The organism is Shewanella psychromarinicola (genome assembly GCF_003855155.1).
Classification (GTDB): Bacteria; Pseudomonadota; Gammaproteobacteria; order Enterobacterales; family Shewanellaceae; genus Shewanella; species Shewanella psychromarinicola.
This window is the reverse complement of sequence record NZ_CP034073.1, coordinates 1,085,718-1,103,049: the sequence shown is the minus strand read 5'-3', so window position 1 is coordinate 1,103,049 and position 17,332 is coordinate 1,085,718. Positions and strand designations below refer to the sequence as shown.

General features: G+C 43.1%; 15 protein-coding genes and 1 pseudogene. 13 read left to right on the top strand and 3 right to left on the bottom strand.

The annotated features are described in order from the left end of the window. Positions 1–260: 260 nt before the first annotated feature. The 11 genes and pseudogenes from EGC80_RS04670 to EGC80_RS04620 all read left to right on the top strand — a co-directional run bounded on the left by EGC80_RS04670 (position 261) and on the right by EGC80_RS04620 (position 10,210). Positions 261–1,100, top strand: coding sequence for an alpha/beta hydrolase family protein (locus EGC80_RS04670; RefSeq protein WP_233768595.1), 840 nt, complete (start codon positions 261–263; stop codon positions 1,098–1,100). Between the two features lie 131 nt (positions 1,101–1,231). Then, on the top strand, positions 1,232–2,074 hold the full coding sequence (locus tag EGC80_RS04665) for a metalloregulator ArsR/SmtB family transcription factor (RefSeq protein ID WP_206191844.1): 843 nt from the start codon (positions 1,232–1,234) through the stop codon (positions 2,072–2,074). 24 nt (positions 2,075–2,098) lie between these two features. Next, the gene (gene arsB / locus EGC80_RS04660) at positions 2,099–3,118 is read left to right on the top strand and encodes an ACR3 family arsenite efflux transporter (RefSeq protein WP_124012894.1); all 1,020 of its coding nucleotides are present in this window, start codon (positions 2,099–2,101) and stop codon (positions 3,116–3,118) included. A gap of 85 nt (positions 3,119–3,203) precedes the next feature. After that, positions 3,204–3,722, top strand: a complete 519-nt coding sequence (locus tag EGC80_RS04655) for a phosphatase domain-containing putative toxin (protein ID WP_124012893.1) — start codon at positions 3,204–3,206, stop codon at positions 3,720–3,722. Between the two features lie 54 nt (positions 3,723–3,776). Beyond that, complete coding sequence (locus tag EGC80_RS04650; RefSeq protein ID WP_124012892.1) at positions 3,777–4,787, top strand: ArsJ-associated glyceraldehyde-3-phosphate dehydrogenase; 1,011 nt, start codon at positions 3,777–3,779, stop codon at positions 4,785–4,787. Positions 4,788–4,792: 5 nt separating this feature from the next. Continuing rightward, positions 4,793–6,010 carry an organoarsenical effux MFS transporter ArsJ gene (gene arsJ, locus EGC80_RS04645; protein WP_124012891.1) on the top strand — a complete coding sequence of 406 codons (1,218 nt, stop codon included), beginning with the start codon at positions 4,793–4,795 and terminating at the stop codon, positions 6,008–6,010. Positions 6,011–6,336: 326 nt separating this feature from the next. After that, positions 6,337–6,512: pseudogene (locus EGC80_RS04640) on the top strand (DUF1328 family protein). Positions 6,513–6,592: 80 nt separating this feature from the next. Then, positions 6,593–6,787: a hypothetical protein gene (locus EGC80_RS04635; RefSeq protein ID WP_011639406.1), complete on the top strand. Its 195-nt coding sequence runs from the start codon at positions 6,593–6,595 to the stop codon at positions 6,785–6,787. Positions 6,788–6,998: 211 nt separating this feature from the next. Then, a complete protein-coding gene (locus EGC80_RS04630; RefSeq protein ID WP_124012890.1) occupies positions 6,999–8,651 on the top strand; it encodes a diacylglycerol kinase family protein in 1,653 nt (550 codons plus the stop codon). A gap of 332 nt (positions 8,652–8,983) precedes the next feature. Continuing rightward, positions 8,984–9,568 carry a TetR/AcrR family transcriptional regulator gene (locus EGC80_RS04625; RefSeq protein ID WP_164839421.1) on the top strand — a complete coding sequence of 195 codons (585 nt, stop codon included), beginning with the start codon at positions 8,984–8,986 and terminating at the stop codon, positions 9,566–9,568. Between the two features lie 87 nt (positions 9,569–9,655). Beyond that, the gene (locus EGC80_RS04620) at positions 9,656–10,210 is read left to right on the top strand and encodes a C40 family peptidase (protein WP_233768594.1); all 555 of its coding nucleotides are present in this window, start codon (positions 9,656–9,658) and stop codon (positions 10,208–10,210) included. Between the two features lie 232 nt (positions 10,211–10,442). Here the strand turns inward: EGC80_RS04620 and EGC80_RS04615 are convergent, their stop codons facing one another. After that, on the bottom strand, positions 10,443–13,604 hold the full coding sequence (locus EGC80_RS04615; protein ID WP_124012888.1) for an efflux RND transporter permease subunit: 3,162 nt from the start codon (positions 13,602–13,604) through the stop codon (positions 10,443–10,445). Between the two features lie 12 nt (positions 13,605–13,616). Further along, positions 13,617–14,849 (bottom strand): efflux RND transporter periplasmic adaptor subunit, encoded by a 1,233-nt coding sequence (locus tag EGC80_RS04610; protein ID WP_124012887.1) that lies wholly within the window; start codon positions 14,847–14,849, stop codon positions 13,617–13,619. A 410-nt stretch (positions 14,850–15,259) separates the two neighbouring features. Here EGC80_RS04610 and EGC80_RS04605 point away from each other — a divergent pair, with 410 nt between their 5' ends. Next, complete coding sequence (locus EGC80_RS04605; protein WP_124012886.1) at positions 15,260–15,883, top strand: TetR/AcrR family transcriptional regulator; 624 nt, start codon at positions 15,260–15,262, stop codon at positions 15,881–15,883. 167 nt (positions 15,884–16,050) lie between these two features. Here EGC80_RS04605 and EGC80_RS04600 read toward each other — a convergent pair whose 3' ends face one another. After that, positions 16,051–16,548: a prepilin-type N-terminal cleavage/methylation domain-containing protein gene (locus tag EGC80_RS04600; protein ID WP_124012885.1), complete on the bottom strand. Its 498-nt coding sequence runs from the start codon at positions 16,546–16,548 to the stop codon at positions 16,051–16,053. A 244-nt stretch (positions 16,549–16,792) separates the two neighbouring features. Between EGC80_RS04600 and mog the strand changes: the two genes are divergently transcribed. Beyond that, entirely contained in the window at positions 16,793–17,326 is a 534-nt protein-coding gene (mog, locus tag EGC80_RS04595; RefSeq protein ID WP_124012884.1) for a molybdopterin adenylyltransferase, read from the top strand. Positions 17,327–17,332: the final 6 nt, after the last annotated feature.

Genomic DNA, 17,332 nt, shown 5'->3' with positions numbered 1-17,332 from the left:
CAGACTTTTCAACAGTAACGACACTAGACAACAAGCCATAAAACGACCGTGATGGAAAGACACCTGTGGAAACGGCTTGTTCTTTATAAAGGTAATGGATGTTCTATCATGCCAGTGTGGCCGAGTATTTACTTTAAACACAAGATTAAAACTATCGTTTTAATACCCCCCATGGTACAAAATATCTTGGCATATAGATAATTTGCATTAACACCCATTTGGCGTAACTAAAAACGATGAATCAGCAGAATGTAAAGCAAATGACAATTAAGTGCAGCGATGGTGAGTTACTTGCTGCAACTATTTATGAGCCAACTATTACAGTGAAGGGTGCGGTATTGATGGCGCCTGCTACTGGGATCAAAAGACAGTTTTACGGAAATTTTGCTAACTACCTTGCCTGCAATGGCTATGGCGTTATTACGTTTGATAACCGGGGTATTGGTGGATCATCAACGGTGCCAGTTGCGAAGAGTGCCTCGTCGTTACAGTGTTGGGGTGAAAAAGATATGCCTGCGGTGTTGGAATGTTTAAAAGAGGTATTTCCGAATACAAACTATCATCTGGTGGGCCACAGTGCTGGTGGTCAACTCATTGGGTTAATGCATAATGCGATGGACATCAGTTCAATGTTCAATTTTGCCTGTTCTTCTGGTCAGTTAAAAAATATGAAGTTGGCTTATCTGATTCAAGCACATTTTTTTATGAACTTTTTTATTCCTTTCAGTAATGCGATGTTTGGTCATACCAAGTCTCAGTGGCTGGGTATGGGAGAGCCATTGCCAAAGGATGTCGCCAAACAATGGCAGCAATGGTGCAATGGTCAAGGGTATGTCAAAACTGCTTTTGGTAAAACCGTGCACCAGCATTATTACAATGAGCTGACCTTACCGTCATTGTGGGTTAACGCCGTTGATGATGACATTGCCAATAACGCCAACGTAGCAGACATGATGTCGGTGTTTCCTAAGCTTAACGGGCAAACCTTAACCTTAACCCCAAGTGATTATGGATTATCAGACATTGGCCATATGAAGTTTTTTAGCAGTAAGTCGCAAACCTTATGGCCACTGGCGCTTAACTGGTTAGATAAGCACTAAAGCGACCTCTTCATTTAAGTTAACCATTCAAGCCTATTCATTTACAGAATAGGCTTTTTTGTTTTTCTTGGTTGTATATGTAAAAAAGCATATATACAATGTTCAGTGTGTTTTAATTGGATGTGCCACCAATGAAAAAGAAAACTGTGTTGTTTCTATGTAGCGGCAATTCGGCGCGTTCTCAAATGGCAGAAGCTTTGCTAAGAAGTAAAGCGTCTGATCAATTTGATGTGTTTAGTGCAGGGACTCAGCCCGAAGATATCGACAGCAGGGCGATTGAGGCCATAGCGCGTTTTGGTGTTGATACGGGTGGTTTAGTGTCTAAAAACGTACAAACGTTTGCAGGTAAAACATTTGATTACGTGATTACCCTTTGTGATAAAGCCAATACAGAATGCCGTCGTTTTCCTGGTGCAGGTAAACAACTGGCTTGGGATTTTCCCGATCCTAAAAGCCGCGCAGGTCATCAACCCTTTTCAAGTACCTTAGCTGAGCTGAATAACCGCTTGTCGATGTTTCTACTGGTGGAAAACAACGTTACTGCCAAGGCTAAGACCACGGCGGAGGTGACCGCCAAGGTAGACGTCATTGGCGCAAATGAAACACCTCCCGAGGTATTCGCCGATGTTGATCCCATCGCATTTTATAAATGCTTAACCGATGACATTCGCTTAAAAAGCCTAATGCTGACTCATTATCATGGTGAGTTATGTGTGTGCGAGCTGATGGAGGCATTGAATGAGGACAGCCAACCTAAGGTGTCTCGCAATTTAGCGTTGTTAAAAAAGGCCGCTATTATTAGCGACCGAAAAAATGGCCAGTGGGTATTTTATCGAATTAACCCTAATTTACCGTTATGGGCAAAGTCTGTAATAGCTGCAACGACCGAGAACAATATTGGCTTGATTATGGCTCATCTACAACGACTAGATATTATGCAAAACCGGCCTAATAAAGTGAGTTTTTGTCGCTGATTCAGCAAAATAGGAGTGATCGTAATGGGCTTGTTTGAACGATTTTTATCGGTATGGGTTGGCTTAAGTATGCTTGCCGGAGTGCTGTTAGGGCTATGGCAACCACAAGTATTTCAGACCATTGCGAGTCTTGAAGTTGCCCACGTTAACCTTGTGGTGGCGTTGTTTATTTGGGTAATGATTTACCCAATGATGGTGCAAATTGATTTTTCAGCCATTAAAGATGTCGGTAAAAACCCCAAGGGATTATTACTGACGATTGTCGTTAACTGGTTGATTAAACCTTTTACCATGGCCGCATTAGGTTGGTTATTTTTTAAAGTGCTGTTTGCCGACTTAGTTGACCCCGCATCGGCACAAGAATATATCGCAGGGATGATTTTATTAGGTGTTGCACCCTGTACGGCAATGGTATTTGTATGGTCGCAATTAACTAAGGGCGATCCTAATTACACCTTAGTGCAAGTGTCGGTTAACGATGTGATTATGATTTTTGCCTTTGCGCCTATTTCGGCATTTTTGCTGGGGGTGAGTGACATTCAGGTGCCATGGGAAACCTTGCTTATTTCAGTGGTGCTGTATGTATTACTGCCATTAATGGCGGGTGTGACCACGCGTTATGTGCTTAATCATCAAGGCGGCACACCAGGAGTGGATCGATTAGTGGCAAGATTAAAACCATGGTCGATTGTCGGCTTACTGGCCACTGTGGTGTTGCTGTTTGGGTTTCAGGCCAAGGTTATCGTGTCCGACCCACAAACCATTGGCTTAATCGCGGTGCCATTGGTGATTCAAACTTACGGGATTTTTGCGATAGCGTATTTTGCTGCTATATTATTGAAATTAAAGCATAATATTGCTGGGCCAGCTTGCTTAATTGGTACCTCTAACTTTTTTGAGCTTGCCGTTGCGGTAGCTATATCCCTGTTTGGTTTGCACTCGGGTGCAGCCTTAGCCACTGTGGTTGGGGTGTTGGTAGAAGTGCCGGTGATGTTGTCGCTGGTGGCGATTATTAATCGTACTCAACATTGGTTTAAGCATTAATGTTGACGATTATTTTGATAAGTATTTCGAATACGTTTTTTATGACGACGAAATAATACGTTCTAAATTAACAGTGGAATTAATCATGCAGCAACATCCTTTCGATATCTTAGCGTTAGATTCGCCATTAGACTCATTGTGTGAGAATGGCGCCAAATTAATTTTTACCCCGTGCCCTGGTACCAAAGATGAACCGTTAATCGAGTCGCTTGCCACATTAAAACGTGCCGGCACGCAGATGTTAATCACCTTGATGTTCGATGACGAAATGGCGCGCAATAATGCTACCGAACTACCGACAGAATGCGCCAAACAACAGATCGCCTGGGTGCAATTGCCCATTTTAGACGATGCCGCACCCGGTGCCGAATTTGAAGCTAATTGGTTAGCTAATAAAGCGCAGATTATTGAGGTGATTAATAATCAAGGCACCATTGCGGTGCATTGCAAAGGCGGTTCGGGACGCACTGGATTAGTGATTGGGTTAATTCTTGCCAGCCTTGGTTGGCCAAAAGATAAAGCAGTAACTGCGGTGCAAAGCTTACGGCCAAAAGCACTGACGCATTCGATCCAACGCGATTATTTCAATGCTTTTAATTGTTAACCTCATCTTTTACTCGAGTTGAGGTTAGTTAACTTTATTTAGTAGGACACCATTATGACGATAAAAATAGGCATTAACGGTTTTGGCCGTATGGGACGTTTATCTATGCGCGCTGCATATGATTGGGACGATGTTGAAATAGTGCACATTAACGATCCTGCTGGCGACGCTGCGACCTTGGCCCATTTAATGACCTTTGATTCAGTGCATGGCCGTTGGCATCATGAGGCGACCCATCATGGGGAGGCGATAGTGATTAATGGTAACGCCATTCCTTGTAGTCGTAATATTGCGACTAAAGATACCGATTGGTCAAAATGTGACGTGGTGATTGAAGCATCAGGTAAGATAAAAACCACAGCCTTGCTGCAAGCTTATTTAGATCAAGGTGTAAAACGGGTTGTGGTGACTGCGCCAGTAAAAGAAGACGGCGTGTTAAACATTGTGATGGGTGTAAACGAGCATTTATACGATAAAGCCATCCACCCTATAGTGACCGCGGCATCTTGTACCACCAACTGTTTGGCGCCAGTGGTGAAAGTGATCCATGAGAAAATTGGCATTAAGCATGGCTCGATGACGACAATCCACGACATTACTAATACCCAAACTATTTTGGATGCACCGCATCAAGACTTACGCCGCGCAAGGGCTTGTGGCATCAGTTTAATTCCGACCACCACGGGGTCAGCGACTGCCATCACCCATATTTTTCCTGAGCTAAAAGGCAAGTTAAATGGCCATGCGATACGCGTGCCGTTAGCTAATGCTTCGCTTACCGATTGCGTGTTTGAAGTGGCGCGAGGCACTACAGTTGAAGAAGTAAATCAGCTGCTTAAGCAGGCATCACAACAAGAACTTGCAGGCATTATGGGCTATGAAGAACGTCCATTAGTGTCGGTAGATTATAAAACCGACCCACGTTCAAGCATTATCGATGCCTTGTCGACCATGGTAGTCAATGACACCCAAGTTAAGCTGTATGTGTGGTACGACAATGAGTGGGGATACGCTAATCGCACTGCAGAGCTGGCGCGCAAAGTCGGCTTAGCTGATAAGGAATAGCGTTCATGGGGCTGGTTTCATTGCGTAGCTTACCACCATCGATAAAGCAGTATTTGCTGATCACCGCTAATTATTGGGCATTTACCTTAACCGATGGCGCCTTGCGTATGCTGGTGGTGCTGTACTTTCATCAGCTAGGTTACAGCCCGTTAAATATTGCGATGTTGTTTTTGTTTTATGAAATCTTTGGGGTGATCACCAATCTTATTGGCGGTTGGTTAGGGGCAAGGCTTGGCCTTAATAACACCATGAATATTGGTTTAGGCCTGCAAATCGTGGCGTTAGCCATGCTAACCGTGCCTGCTGACATGCTCACAGTGGTTTACGTGATGGCAGCGCAGGCCTTGTCGGGTATCGCCAAAGATTTGAATAAAATGAGCGCCAAAAGTGCCATTAAAACTCTGGTGCCAGCAGATGCCGAGGGTAAGCTTTATCAGTGGGTGGCGCTGTTAACCGGTTCTAAAAATGCCTTAAAAGGGGTGGGGTTCTTTTTAGGTGGTGTGTTGCTTACGGGCTTGGGATTTAGAGGGGCTATTATGTTAATGGCCACGTTATTAGGCATTGTATGGTTATTTAGTTTAGTGACCTTAAAAGATGATTTAGGCAAAGCTAAAAACAAACCCAAATTCAAAGATATTTTTTCGAAAAGTCAGGCGATTAACTTACTGTCGGCGGCGCGGATGTTTTTGTTTGGCGCCAGAGATGTATGGTTTGTGGTGGCATTACCGGTATTTTTAGCCACAACCTTTGGCTGGGATCATTGGTGGGTTGGCGGCTTTATGGCTAGCTGGGTAATTGGTTATGGGATCGTACAATCTATTGCACCTTATTTCACCGGTAAACGGCAGGGCAAAGTGCCGAGCGGTCGAGCTGCATTTGCATGGGCAAGCTACTTATTACTGATCCCGGCGGCTATTGCTCTCACTCTGCATTTTGACTTTTATATCCAGGTAACATTAATAGCGGGTTTATTGTTATTTGGCGCGGTGTTTGCGATTAATTCATCACTGCACAGCTACTTAATCGTTAGCTACGCCAGCAGTGATGGAGTGCCACTGGATGTGGGTTTTTACTATATGGCTAATGCCATGGGACGGTTAATGGGTACAGTACTTTCAGGTTGGGTGTTTCAAGAATATGGCTTAGAAGCCTGTTTATGGATATCCAGTAGTTTTGTCGCTCTTGCTGCCTTAATTTCACTTAAGTTGCCTCATAAAGGGTAAGCCATTACAGCTAATAGATGCATTTTTGTTTACATATCGATATTTCGCTACCTAACCGTGATAGCCTGAAATCCTTACCGTATCATCGGTAAAAATTGCCTGCTCGACTATGGCTTCTTCATTATTGATCTTCTTACCTTAAATTAAAATATCTACAAATCATGGTCTTATAGTTTTTTGTTGAAGTTGGCACAATGTTAGCTTTAACTAACACATAGTCGTGGTGTGAATTGTTAATTTTGACGATAGAGATAAGATATTTGTGTCAACCGTCAGCGTAAATTCAACGCACATCACAATGTGAACCGTACACCAAGGAGGTTTTTATGTTGGGCTGGACATTAATGTTTTAGTTATAGCCGTTATAGCGGGTCTATTGGGTTTTACGGGTATTGCCGGTGCCGCAGCAGGTATCGCGAAAATTATTTTCTTTATTTTTATTGTGTTACTGGTGATTTCATTAGTAGCCAATGCGATTAGAGGCAAAGGTCCCCGAGCATAGTAGTTAACCTGATCTCTTAACTCGAGATAAGGTTAGCGATATAAAATTATTCGATTACAACCATCATCTTGGAGATGAATATGAAATTATTAAAATTACTGACAATGGCAAGCTTAATGGTGTTTTTAACCGCAGGTTTATCAGCCTGTTCAGATAACAAAGCTGAGAATGCTGGCGAGAAAGTGGATGAAATGATGCAAGATGCAGGTAATGCTGTTGAAGATGCATGTGAAGATGTAAAAGAAGGTATGAAAGCAGAAGATCCAGACTGTTAACTACCAAATCTATCTAATTAACTATTTTATCCGTTCAGAGCCATTAAGCTTTTTAGCTTAGGATTATTGATGTAGGGGTAATTGCCTTTACGCTAATGTAAGCTGAAGTGGAATACTTGAGTGACTGCCGCGAAGAGACCAGAGTGTTATTACAATAAGCATTAGCCCAAGCAGCACACATGTGCTGCTTTTCTATCGCAGGAGGACCCCCATGCTCAGCCGAATTCATATTAAATATTATTATACCCTTGGCGTATTATTGGCTTTGTGCTTATGTGTGGCGCTTCCTTACGTGGTACTTAAGCTCATTTTTGGCTGGATTGCATTGTCTTTGGGGCTGGTGAGTTCGGCGTATTGGGTTAATAGCGCAGGCATATTCCGTAAAAGCCAAGATGGCAGTATTCCTTGGTATATCAGTTGGAGTTTTATTCCATTTTTAATGGGTTGCCAAGTGTATAACGCTTGGGCGAGACAGCACGATAAAGTGCCCGCAATCCAAAAAATTGATAAGCAGTTGTATTTGGCTTGTCGATTGTTTCCGAGTGATATTAGCCTGCTTAAGGAAAGAAAAATTGATGCGATTTTGGATGTTACTGCCGAATTTGACGCATTAGAGTGGACCTTGGTTGATGAACATATCGCCTATTTAAATATTCCCGTATTGGATCACAGCGTGCCGACTGTCGCGCAGTTAAATCAAGCCATCAATTGGTTGCACACTCAAGTCGGTAACGGCAAAAATGTGGTGGTGCATTGTGCCTTAGGTCGAGGACGTTCTGTGTTGGTGTTAGCGGCTTATTTGGTGTGTCGTGATCAACACAGTGATTTTAGTGATGTGCTTAAATCCATTAATAATATTCGTCAAACGGCACGGTTAAATAAATGGCAGTTGGCTGCGGTAGAGAAAATGCATAGCCGGAACCAAATTAACATCCACAAACGCGCTTGGTTAATTGTTAACCCAGTGTCAGGTGGTGGCAAGTGGCATGATGAAGCTGATCATATAATCCAAACCTTGTCGGACTATTTTCAGCTTGAAGTGCTGCATACCGCCAAAGATAAGTCAGCTGGGCAACTCGCCGAACATGCCAAAAACAAGGGTGCGGATATTATTGTGGCCTGCGGTGGTGATGGCACAGTTAACGAGGTGGCATCGGTTATTGTCGATACTGATATTTTCTTAGGTATTATTCCGATGGGAACCACCAACGCACTAAGTCATACCTTATTTGGCGTAACCAGTAAGTTGGTTCCTGTGTCGCAAGCGCTTGATATTTTAATTCAAGGTCATTGTCAGCGAATTGATACCGCCATTTGTAATAATCAGTTGATGTTGTTGCTGGTGGGATTAGGCTTTGAGCAAAAAATGATTGAAAAAGCTGATCGTGACCGAAAAGATCAGCTAGGCCAGTGGGCATATCTTAATGGTTTGTGGGAGGCGATAGAAGAAAACCAACCATTGTCGATGAGGTTACAGCTTGATGGTGGTGAAATTCAAGTGATTAACACCACTAGCCTAGTGATTGCCAATGCTGCACCCTTTACCAGTTTGTTAGCACAAGGTAATGGTGAACCCAATATCACCGATGGCTTGTTAGACATTACTTGGATTGAGTCGAGTGAAGTATCACAACAACAATTATTGAGTATGACCGAGCTGCTATTTGCTGGCTTAACCGGAGCGCGTGAGGATGATCAAGTGAGTGGTATTCGGCATGTACAAGCCAAGAAAATCTACTTAAATACTGATTCGTCATGCCAATATGTGATTGACGGTGAGTTATTTGAATCTGAAGATCTGTGTATTAAAGTCAAGCCCAAGTCCCTAAAGGTGTTTATACCTAATGTCAGTAAACACCTTTAGCGAATGTTTGCTAAGTCGCTAGCTTTTGGTTGGGATAATTAATACCGCAAGCGGTTATTTTACTGCGTTGATATGTACTTGTATCTTGTTGTTAAGTGGCAGCTGAAGCGTGTTGTACAAGCGCAAACAGTGCCAGAAAAGGGGTCATCAGCATATCGACCACGGTTGCGCTGAAACGCACCGACAATCAACGGCTGGACGAGAGTATTAAGCCAAATACTCACTAATAATGCTTATTTTACCATGACAATACAATAACAGACTCGATGTTTCGCAAAAATGTAGACGACTGGTCTATTCTTGTTTATTCTGTCACTAAAATGGGAGGCCCTATGAACAAAAATATCACCAGTAAACAGTCGATTTGTGCCGTAGGCGAAAAGCTTTTTGCTTTGCATGGATACAGTGGCGTAGGCATTAAATTGATCCTCGATGAAGTCGGCATTCCTAAAGGTTCTTTTTACCATTATTTTGCCAGTAAAGAAGCGTTTGCAGCTGCCGTTGCCGAACATTATTTCCAACAACGCATTCAACCCATTGCGATTGATCCTAGTGCGAATTTTAAAGCCAATTTATCGACGCTATTGAATGGCTATCATCAACTCATTGATGAGCTTTTTAGTGGTCATCAGCCTCGCGGCTGTGTTATCGGTAACTTGATGGTTGAGGTGAGTCCACAATCACCATTATTGCATCAAACATTGACTCATCTTTACGATAAATGGTTAGGTTTATTGAGTGCACTTATTCAACAAGGTCAACAACAAGGGCATATTCGTGCCGACTTATCGGCATCAATATTAGCGAGTGTTTTTTGGTCAAACTGGCAAGGAACTATGCTACGCTCACAAATTAAAGCGGATAAAATAGCGACTAAACGGGCTTTAGTGCAGTGCATGCAAATGATGACTCGTTAAACGTCTATATCGGCAAGCGTGATTTTGATTGCTTATTGTGACACGTTTATATTTTGGGTGATTTTTCGGGTCTTGGAGTGGGTCGAATTGACTAAAGGATTATTAGTTGGTTGTGTAGTGGTGTTGTTGTCTGCGTGTGCGGCAAAGCCTCCTGTGGTTGCGCCTATACCTGTGGCGGTACCGCCTATGTTGCAACCGCCGCCAAAATGGAGCGAGTCAAACCTGCTAAGTTTTCATAACGAATGGAAAGGTACCCCTTATCGTTTAGGTGGGCTGAGTAAAAACGGTATTGATTGTTCAGGATTTGTGTATTTGGCTTACCTTAATATTGTCGGTGACAAATTACCTCGTACTGTAAACGCGCAGCGTATTATGGGTAAAGAGGTGCCGCGAGCTCAGTTGCAAACGGGCGATTTAGTGTTTTTTAAAACCACTCGAACCGTTCGCCATGTCGGTATTTACATGGGCAACAATCGTTTTTTACATGCCTCGACTAAAAAAGGGGTCAAAATTTCGAGTTTGAATAATATCTATTGGAAGCCGCGTTTTTGGTTTGCAACACGCTTAAAAAACCCAACGCTTGAGCAAAACATGTCGATAGCCAGTCTTGTTGATCATGTTCAACAGCAAGACAATTTATAATGCGCCATCAGCCTAATGAGCAGGTGCTCTTCAATGTGAATGTCGACATCGGTTATATTTTAAAGGGTTAGATTACCTAATGCTATTTCATCTAAGTTATTAATTTGTTTTAACTATTTATATTTTGGCATAAGGTTCATGTACAGCAGATGCTTGAGTTAGTGGCAGGGCAATAAAAAAGAGCTAACCCTAGGGTTAGCTCTTTTTTGTGATGATTGATCCCATTAGGTATTTAGTCGTGCGACTCGACTGGTTCAGCTAACTCGGCGTTATGTTTGCCACGCTTAGCCAGAGCATAGTAAAACAGTGGCGTGAGGATAAGGCCAAAAATAGTCACCCCAATCATGCCAGAGAATACTGCAACACCCATTGCTTGGCGCATTTCTGAACCTGGTCCGCTCGAGAATACCATAGGTACCACCCCCATAATGAAGGCAATCGAGGTCATTAAAATAGGCCGTAAACGTAAACGACCCGCTTCAAGTATCGCCTCTAATGGTTGCATGCCTTTGTCTTGTAACTCCTTGGCAAACTCAACAATCAGAATGGCGTTTTTGGTTGCCAGCCCCACCAGTACAATCAAACCAATCTGGGTAAAGATATTGTTATCGCCACCGTAGATAAGCACCCCTGTTAATGCTGACAATAGTGTCATTGGAATAATAAGAATAATGGCTAATGGCAAGGTTAAACTTTCATATTGCGCCGCTAATACCATAAACACTAATAAGATAATTAACGGATAAATATAGGTACCCGCATTACCGGCCAAAATCTGCTGGTAAGTGATCTCTGTCCACTCGTAAGTCATGCCATTGGGTAAGGTTTCTGCCAATATTTTTTCAATCGCAGCTTGTGCCTCACCAGAACTGTATCCTGGCGCAGCACCACCGTTAAGTTCTGCAGTGGTAAAACCGTTGTAATGCATGACTCGGTCAGGCCCGGATGTATTGGTCACATTAATAAATGAACCAATAGGCACCATTTCGCCTTGGTTGTTGCGTACTTTAAGTTGGGCTATTTGTTCTGGCGTTTGTCTAAACTGCTCATCGGCTTGCACCTTAACTTGATAAGTGCGGCCAAATTGGTTGAAGTCGTTGGCGTAAACCGAGCCCATGTAACCCTGTAATGTGGAAAACAATTCGTCTAACGACACCGATTGTTGTTTGGCTTTAGTACGATCAATGTTCACGTCAAGTTGTGGCACACTCACTTGATAACTCGAGAACACCCCCGCTAACTCTGGCGTTGCCCATGCTTTTTGCATCACTTCCATGGTCACTTTATACAACTCTTCATAACCGTAGTTTGCCCGGTCTTGAATTTGTAATCTAAAGCCACCAATGGTGCCTAAGCCTTGTACTGGCGGTGGTGGGAAAATCGCAATATACGCACCGTCAATGGCGGCAAACTGTTGATTTAACGCTGCTGCAATTGCGCCTGCTGATAATGATGGATCTTTGCGATCGGCAAAGTCATCCAACGGGGTAAACAAAATGGCGCTATTGGTGCTGTTAGTAAAGCCATTAATGCTTAAGCCTGGAAAGGCTACCGCATGGGCGACACCAGGTTGCGCTAAGGCAATTCGTGACATTTCTTTCACGACAGCTTCAGTGCGATCTAATGACGCGGCATCAGGCAATTGTGCAAAGGCGATAAGATATTGTTTATCTTGCCCTGGTACATAACCAGTAGGGGTGTTGGCAAATTGTAAGCCTGTTAAGCCGACTAAACCGATATAAATAATGCCGACAACCGCACCAAAACGGATGATCTTTTTAACCAGCCAACCGTAACCTTCAGACATGCGCGCAAACAGGCGATTAAATGGATTGAATAGCCAGCCTCCCAGCAGTTTATCCATGCCACGAGTAAGCACATCTTTTTTCTCGTGATGACCTTTAAGCAGTAATGCCGATAATGCAGGGCTCAGGGTTAACGAGTTAATCGCTGAAATAAAGGTGGAAATGGTGATCGTCAGCGCGAACTGCTTATAAAACTGGCCGGTTAAACCTGACATAAAGGCGGTTGGAATAAATACTGCTGCTAGAACCAGTGTGGTGGCGACAATCGGGCCGGTCACTTCTTTCATTGCCTTTTGGGTGGCAGCAACAGGAGATAAACCGTCAGAGATATTTCGTTCAACGTTTTCAACCACCACGATAGCATCGTCAACGACAATACCGATGGCTAATACCAAACCAAATAATGATAAGGCATTCAGTGAGAAGCCCAATAGGTGCATAAAGGCAAAGGTACCCACAAGCGATACCGGAACGGCCACTAATGGAATAATGGATGCGCGCCACGTTTGTAAAAACAGTACCACGACGAGTACTACCAGCAATAAAGCTTCGAGCAGTGTTTGCACTACCGCTTTTATTGAACCGCGGACGAACACGGTTGGATCGTAGACGATGTCGTAGGTTAATCCTTCTGGAAATGCCTGAGACAATTCAGCCATTTTAGAACGGACATCATCAGATATTTGAATCGCGTTTGAACCCGATGCTTGGAAAACAGGTAGTGCAGCAGCGTCTTTATTGTCTAACATTGAACGTAGGGCATAAGTTGATGCGCCTAATTCAACCCGAGCAACATCCTTTAAACGGGTGATCTGACCTTCATCGCCCACTTTAATAATAATATTCTCGAACTCTTCAACGCTGGATAAACGACCTTTAACGTTGATCAATAATTGGAAATCACTGTCGCCACTAGGTTGTGCGCCTAGGCTTCCTGCTGCTGCTTGTTGGTTTTGCTCACGAATAGCGGCAACAATATTACTCGGAGATAAACTGATTGCTGCCACTTTATTAGGATCTAGCCATACACGCATACTGTAGTCACCTGCGCCAAATACGCGCACCGCCCCTACACCGGTAATTCGGGCTAATTCGTCTTTCACTTTCAATACCGCATAGTTAGACAGATATAACATGTCATAACGGTTATCGGGCGAGGTTAAATGCACCACCATGGTTAAACTCGGTGATGACTTTTCGGTCACAATACCTAAGCGTTGTACTTCTTCTGGTAAGCGAGGTTTTGCACGCTCTACACGGCTTTGCACTTGGGTTTGAGCTAAATCAACGTCAGTACCAATCGCAAAGGTGATGGTTAGCGTCATGCGGCCATCGGATGTGGCTTGTGAAGACATGTACAACATGTTTTCTACGCCGTTTATCTCTTGCTCAAGTGGTGAGGCAACCGTTTCGGCGATTACTTTTGGGTTGGCGCCTGGGTAGTTTGCCGTAACAACGACTGTTGGCGGTACTACCTCAGGGTATTCGGTGATCGGTAATTGCCATACCGCCAGCGCGCCTGAAATAAAGAACAGTAGCGACAGAACAGCGGCAAAAATCGGTCTTTTAATAAAAAATTGAGACAACATAGTGTAGTTTCCTTAACCTTGACTAGCGTCATCAGCAACTTGTGCTGTGAGAGGCTGGTTATCGAGGATTTGTTGCGCTTGATGCAAGGCTTCAAGCTGACCGTCACCTGCCATTTCGGTCAGGTTTGGCTCAATAGTGACGTTAGGACGTACTTTTTGCAGGCTGTTAACCACGATGGTGTCGTTAGGCGATAACCCTGCGGTAATAATACGCAAACCATGAAGTTTCGCTCCGAGGCTAACACCACGATATTCAAGGATATTTTTGTCGCTTACCACTAAGACAAACTTGTTGCTTAGGTCAGTCATAATGGCTTTGTCGTCAATTAAAATACGTTGATACGACTCGCTACCAGCAATGCTGATGCGAGCAAATAAGCCTGGAAGTAACTGATTGTCTTGATTAGCAAAGTTGGCTCTAACACGAATAGTACCGGTTTGTTGGTTTACTGCATTATCAACAAAGTCGATCACGCCTTGGTGATTAAAACTGGTTTCATTGGCAAGCGCCATAACCACGGCATTGTTACCTAAACGAGGATTCTGGCGTTTATTCTCGAACGATAAGGCCGCATATTTTAAATAGCTTTGCTCGTCGATATCGAAATAAGCGTACATATGCGATGTTGATACTAAACTGGTGAGATGTGTTTGTCCTGCCGTAACGAAGTTACCTGCGGTTTCGTTGGCATATGAAACACGACCCGTGATAGGAGCGGTAACATGGGTGTATTCAACGTTAAGTTGTGCGCGGGTTAATGCGGCGTTAACTGACGCAACCGCTGCCGCAGTTTGATGCATAGTAGAGCGACGAGTATCAATTAGCTCTTCTGATACCGCTTTTTGATAAAAAAGTTTATTTGCCCGTGCGTAGTCATTTTTAGCGAGTTGATTGGCCGATAGAGCACTGGTTAATTCTGCTTTAAGGCGTTCATATTCAGCAATAAAAACACTCGAGTCGATGGTAAATAACACATCGCCTTTTTGCACTAGCGCGCCTTCTTTAAAGTTAATCGATTCAATATAGCCCGATACGCGAGGCACTAAAGTGACCTTTTCAGGGGCTTGTAAGCGTCCGGTAAATTGATCCCACTCGGTAATGCGCTCATAAAGCACGTTAGCAACATCTACCTTAGGCGCTGCAGATGTATTGGCTTGTTGTGCAGGTTGTTCGCCGCACGCCACTAATAGCAATGCCGTTAGGCTGACTAATAAAGTGGTTTTAATTGATGTTAACGTCTTCATGGTGCGGTCCTTTAATCAATAGCATTTACGTTTGTTTCAGCAGGCTATAGGGTCGTTATATTGGTGTGCGGATTAATTTTATACCGATAGGTAAAAAATGTTCTGTACCGAACGGTAATATATAGATTAAAATAACCCTGTCAATGACTTTTGTACCGACAGGTATTAAATTATTTTGACAAGAGGTTCAATTAGCGGGAAGATAAAGTAACATCACTACTTACAAGGTGATTTGTTGCGATGAAATAGCGTTAATCAATACTTGTTCAATTGTTATAATTGCGACAAATCTGCACAATATTAACCCTAAGATGGCTTAATATTATGCTAAAGTATGCGGGTTATTTGTCATTAGAAAGCCAGTTAAGTTTCTGATAAGTAAAGCTGCGTTAATATATGAGGTACTATTTATGACAATCACAAAAGCAGCTTGCGTTGGTCGCCCTCGTGGGTTCGATATCGACTTAGCATTAGAGCAAGCGCTTAATGTTTTCTGGCGTCATGGATATGAAGGGACTTCTTTAAACGAGCTAACCGAGGCAATGGGGATCAAGAAGCCTAGCCTGTATGCCGCATTTGGTAATAAAGAGCAGCTATTTTTAAAAGCCATCGATTTATACGAAAACCGCCCAGATTCATTATTTAATACGGCTTTTAAACATCAATATGTTGCTGATGTGGTTCGCGGCTTATTGCTTGGCGCTGCAGCCAAGTTTACTGACTGTAGCCACCCTCAAGGTTGCGCATTAATTAACAGCACCCTTTCATGTAGTGAGGCGAGCGAGTCTATTAAACAAGCTGTTTTAGAGCGCAAAGCGCAACATAAGCTCCAGTTGATTGCCCGATTTGAGCAAGCCAAGCATCAAGGTGAATTAAATGCAGATTGTCAGCCTGAAGTGTTAGCGCGATTCATTAGCACCTTGTTTCAGGGAATGTCGATTCAAGCATCAGAAGGGGCAAGCATTGAAGAGTTGCAGCAAGTCGCTAGCATGGCGATTGCAGGTATTTTGATTTTATACGTCAATCCTAAGTAGCTTATTCAGTAGCTTATTCAGTAGCTTATTCAGTAGCTTATTAACTCGGTTACTAAGGCTAGCCATTCAGTAAATCAATTGATACTGTAATTTTCACCGTATCTTTTACCGTCTCAATCTTCTCTCAATATTGACTCTTTTGTTTGTTACTCCTTGTTCATATAGCCCTAACAGCCGCTGCTGGTAATACTGTAAAACGTCGGTTCGGTGGTATTCGTTGAATCAACATTGTAAAGCAAGCTACTGTTACCCGTATTGCCATATCCTTTAGGGTAAATATGCATGGTTTTTCCTGGATCATTAAATAATCCCCAGTCCGCGGTAATCTCATCTTGTGCACCAGTCATCACTTCAAAAGAACCGTCAATAGCCGCTGCTACATTGGCTGGTGAAGATGTAATGTAGCCCACAGTGGTGCTAATCGGTGTGCCATTAACTGCCACCGAACCGGGTTCGAGCTTTTCTTGACCAGTTAATACTGCTTTAGAATACACTAAGGTATTGGCCGACTTTAACGCCCCTTGCAAACCATTTAAATTGGCGATAAGCGCATCACTTTTTAGGTTAATAAACTTCGGCGCAGCTACCACAGCCAAAATACCTAAAATAATGATCACTACAACTAGCTCGATAAGGGTAAAGCCGCGCTGTCGATTAGTATGCATATTGTGATCTCGTTTTTATAGTCATCAGCAACCTAGCATGTAAACTAAGCCGAACTAAAAAGGTAATATAGGATAAATACTCTATTAGACGAAGTCATTGTTTATACTGAAACAGTGATCTATTTATCGATCTGTTATTTTGTGAACTTGCATTTATTTGGTAGATTGTCGGTCTATAAGTGCATTATTGATTTAACCTCAACTCTAGCTGAGATTGATTTACCCACATTAGGGAAAGATAACCATGAGCAAAGCTAAAATAGGCATCGTTACCGTGAGCGATCGTGCCAGCGCGGGTATATATGAAGATTTGTCGGGCAAAGCTATTATTGATGTATTAACTGAATACTTAACCTCTGAATGGGAACCTGTTTACAAGGTGATCCCAGATGAGGGTGACGTTATTGAAGCCACATTAATTGATTTAGCCGACAACCAAGATTGTTGTTTAATCGTGACCACTGGTGGAACGGGTCCTTCCAAACGCGATGTTACCCCAGAAGCTACCGAAGCTGTGTGCGATAGAATGATGCCAGGCTTTGGTGAACTCATGCGCGCCGAGTCATTAAAGTTTGTACAAACTGCTATTTTATCACGTCAAACTGCAGGATTACGCGGCGATTCGCTGATTGTCAATTTGCCCGGTAAACCTAAGTCTATTCGCGAATGTTTAGATGCGGTATTCCCAGCCATTCCATACTGTATCGACTTAATGGATGGACCGTTTTTGGTGTGTGACGAAGCAGTGATCAAGCCATTTAGACCTAAAGCTAAGTAATTAAAA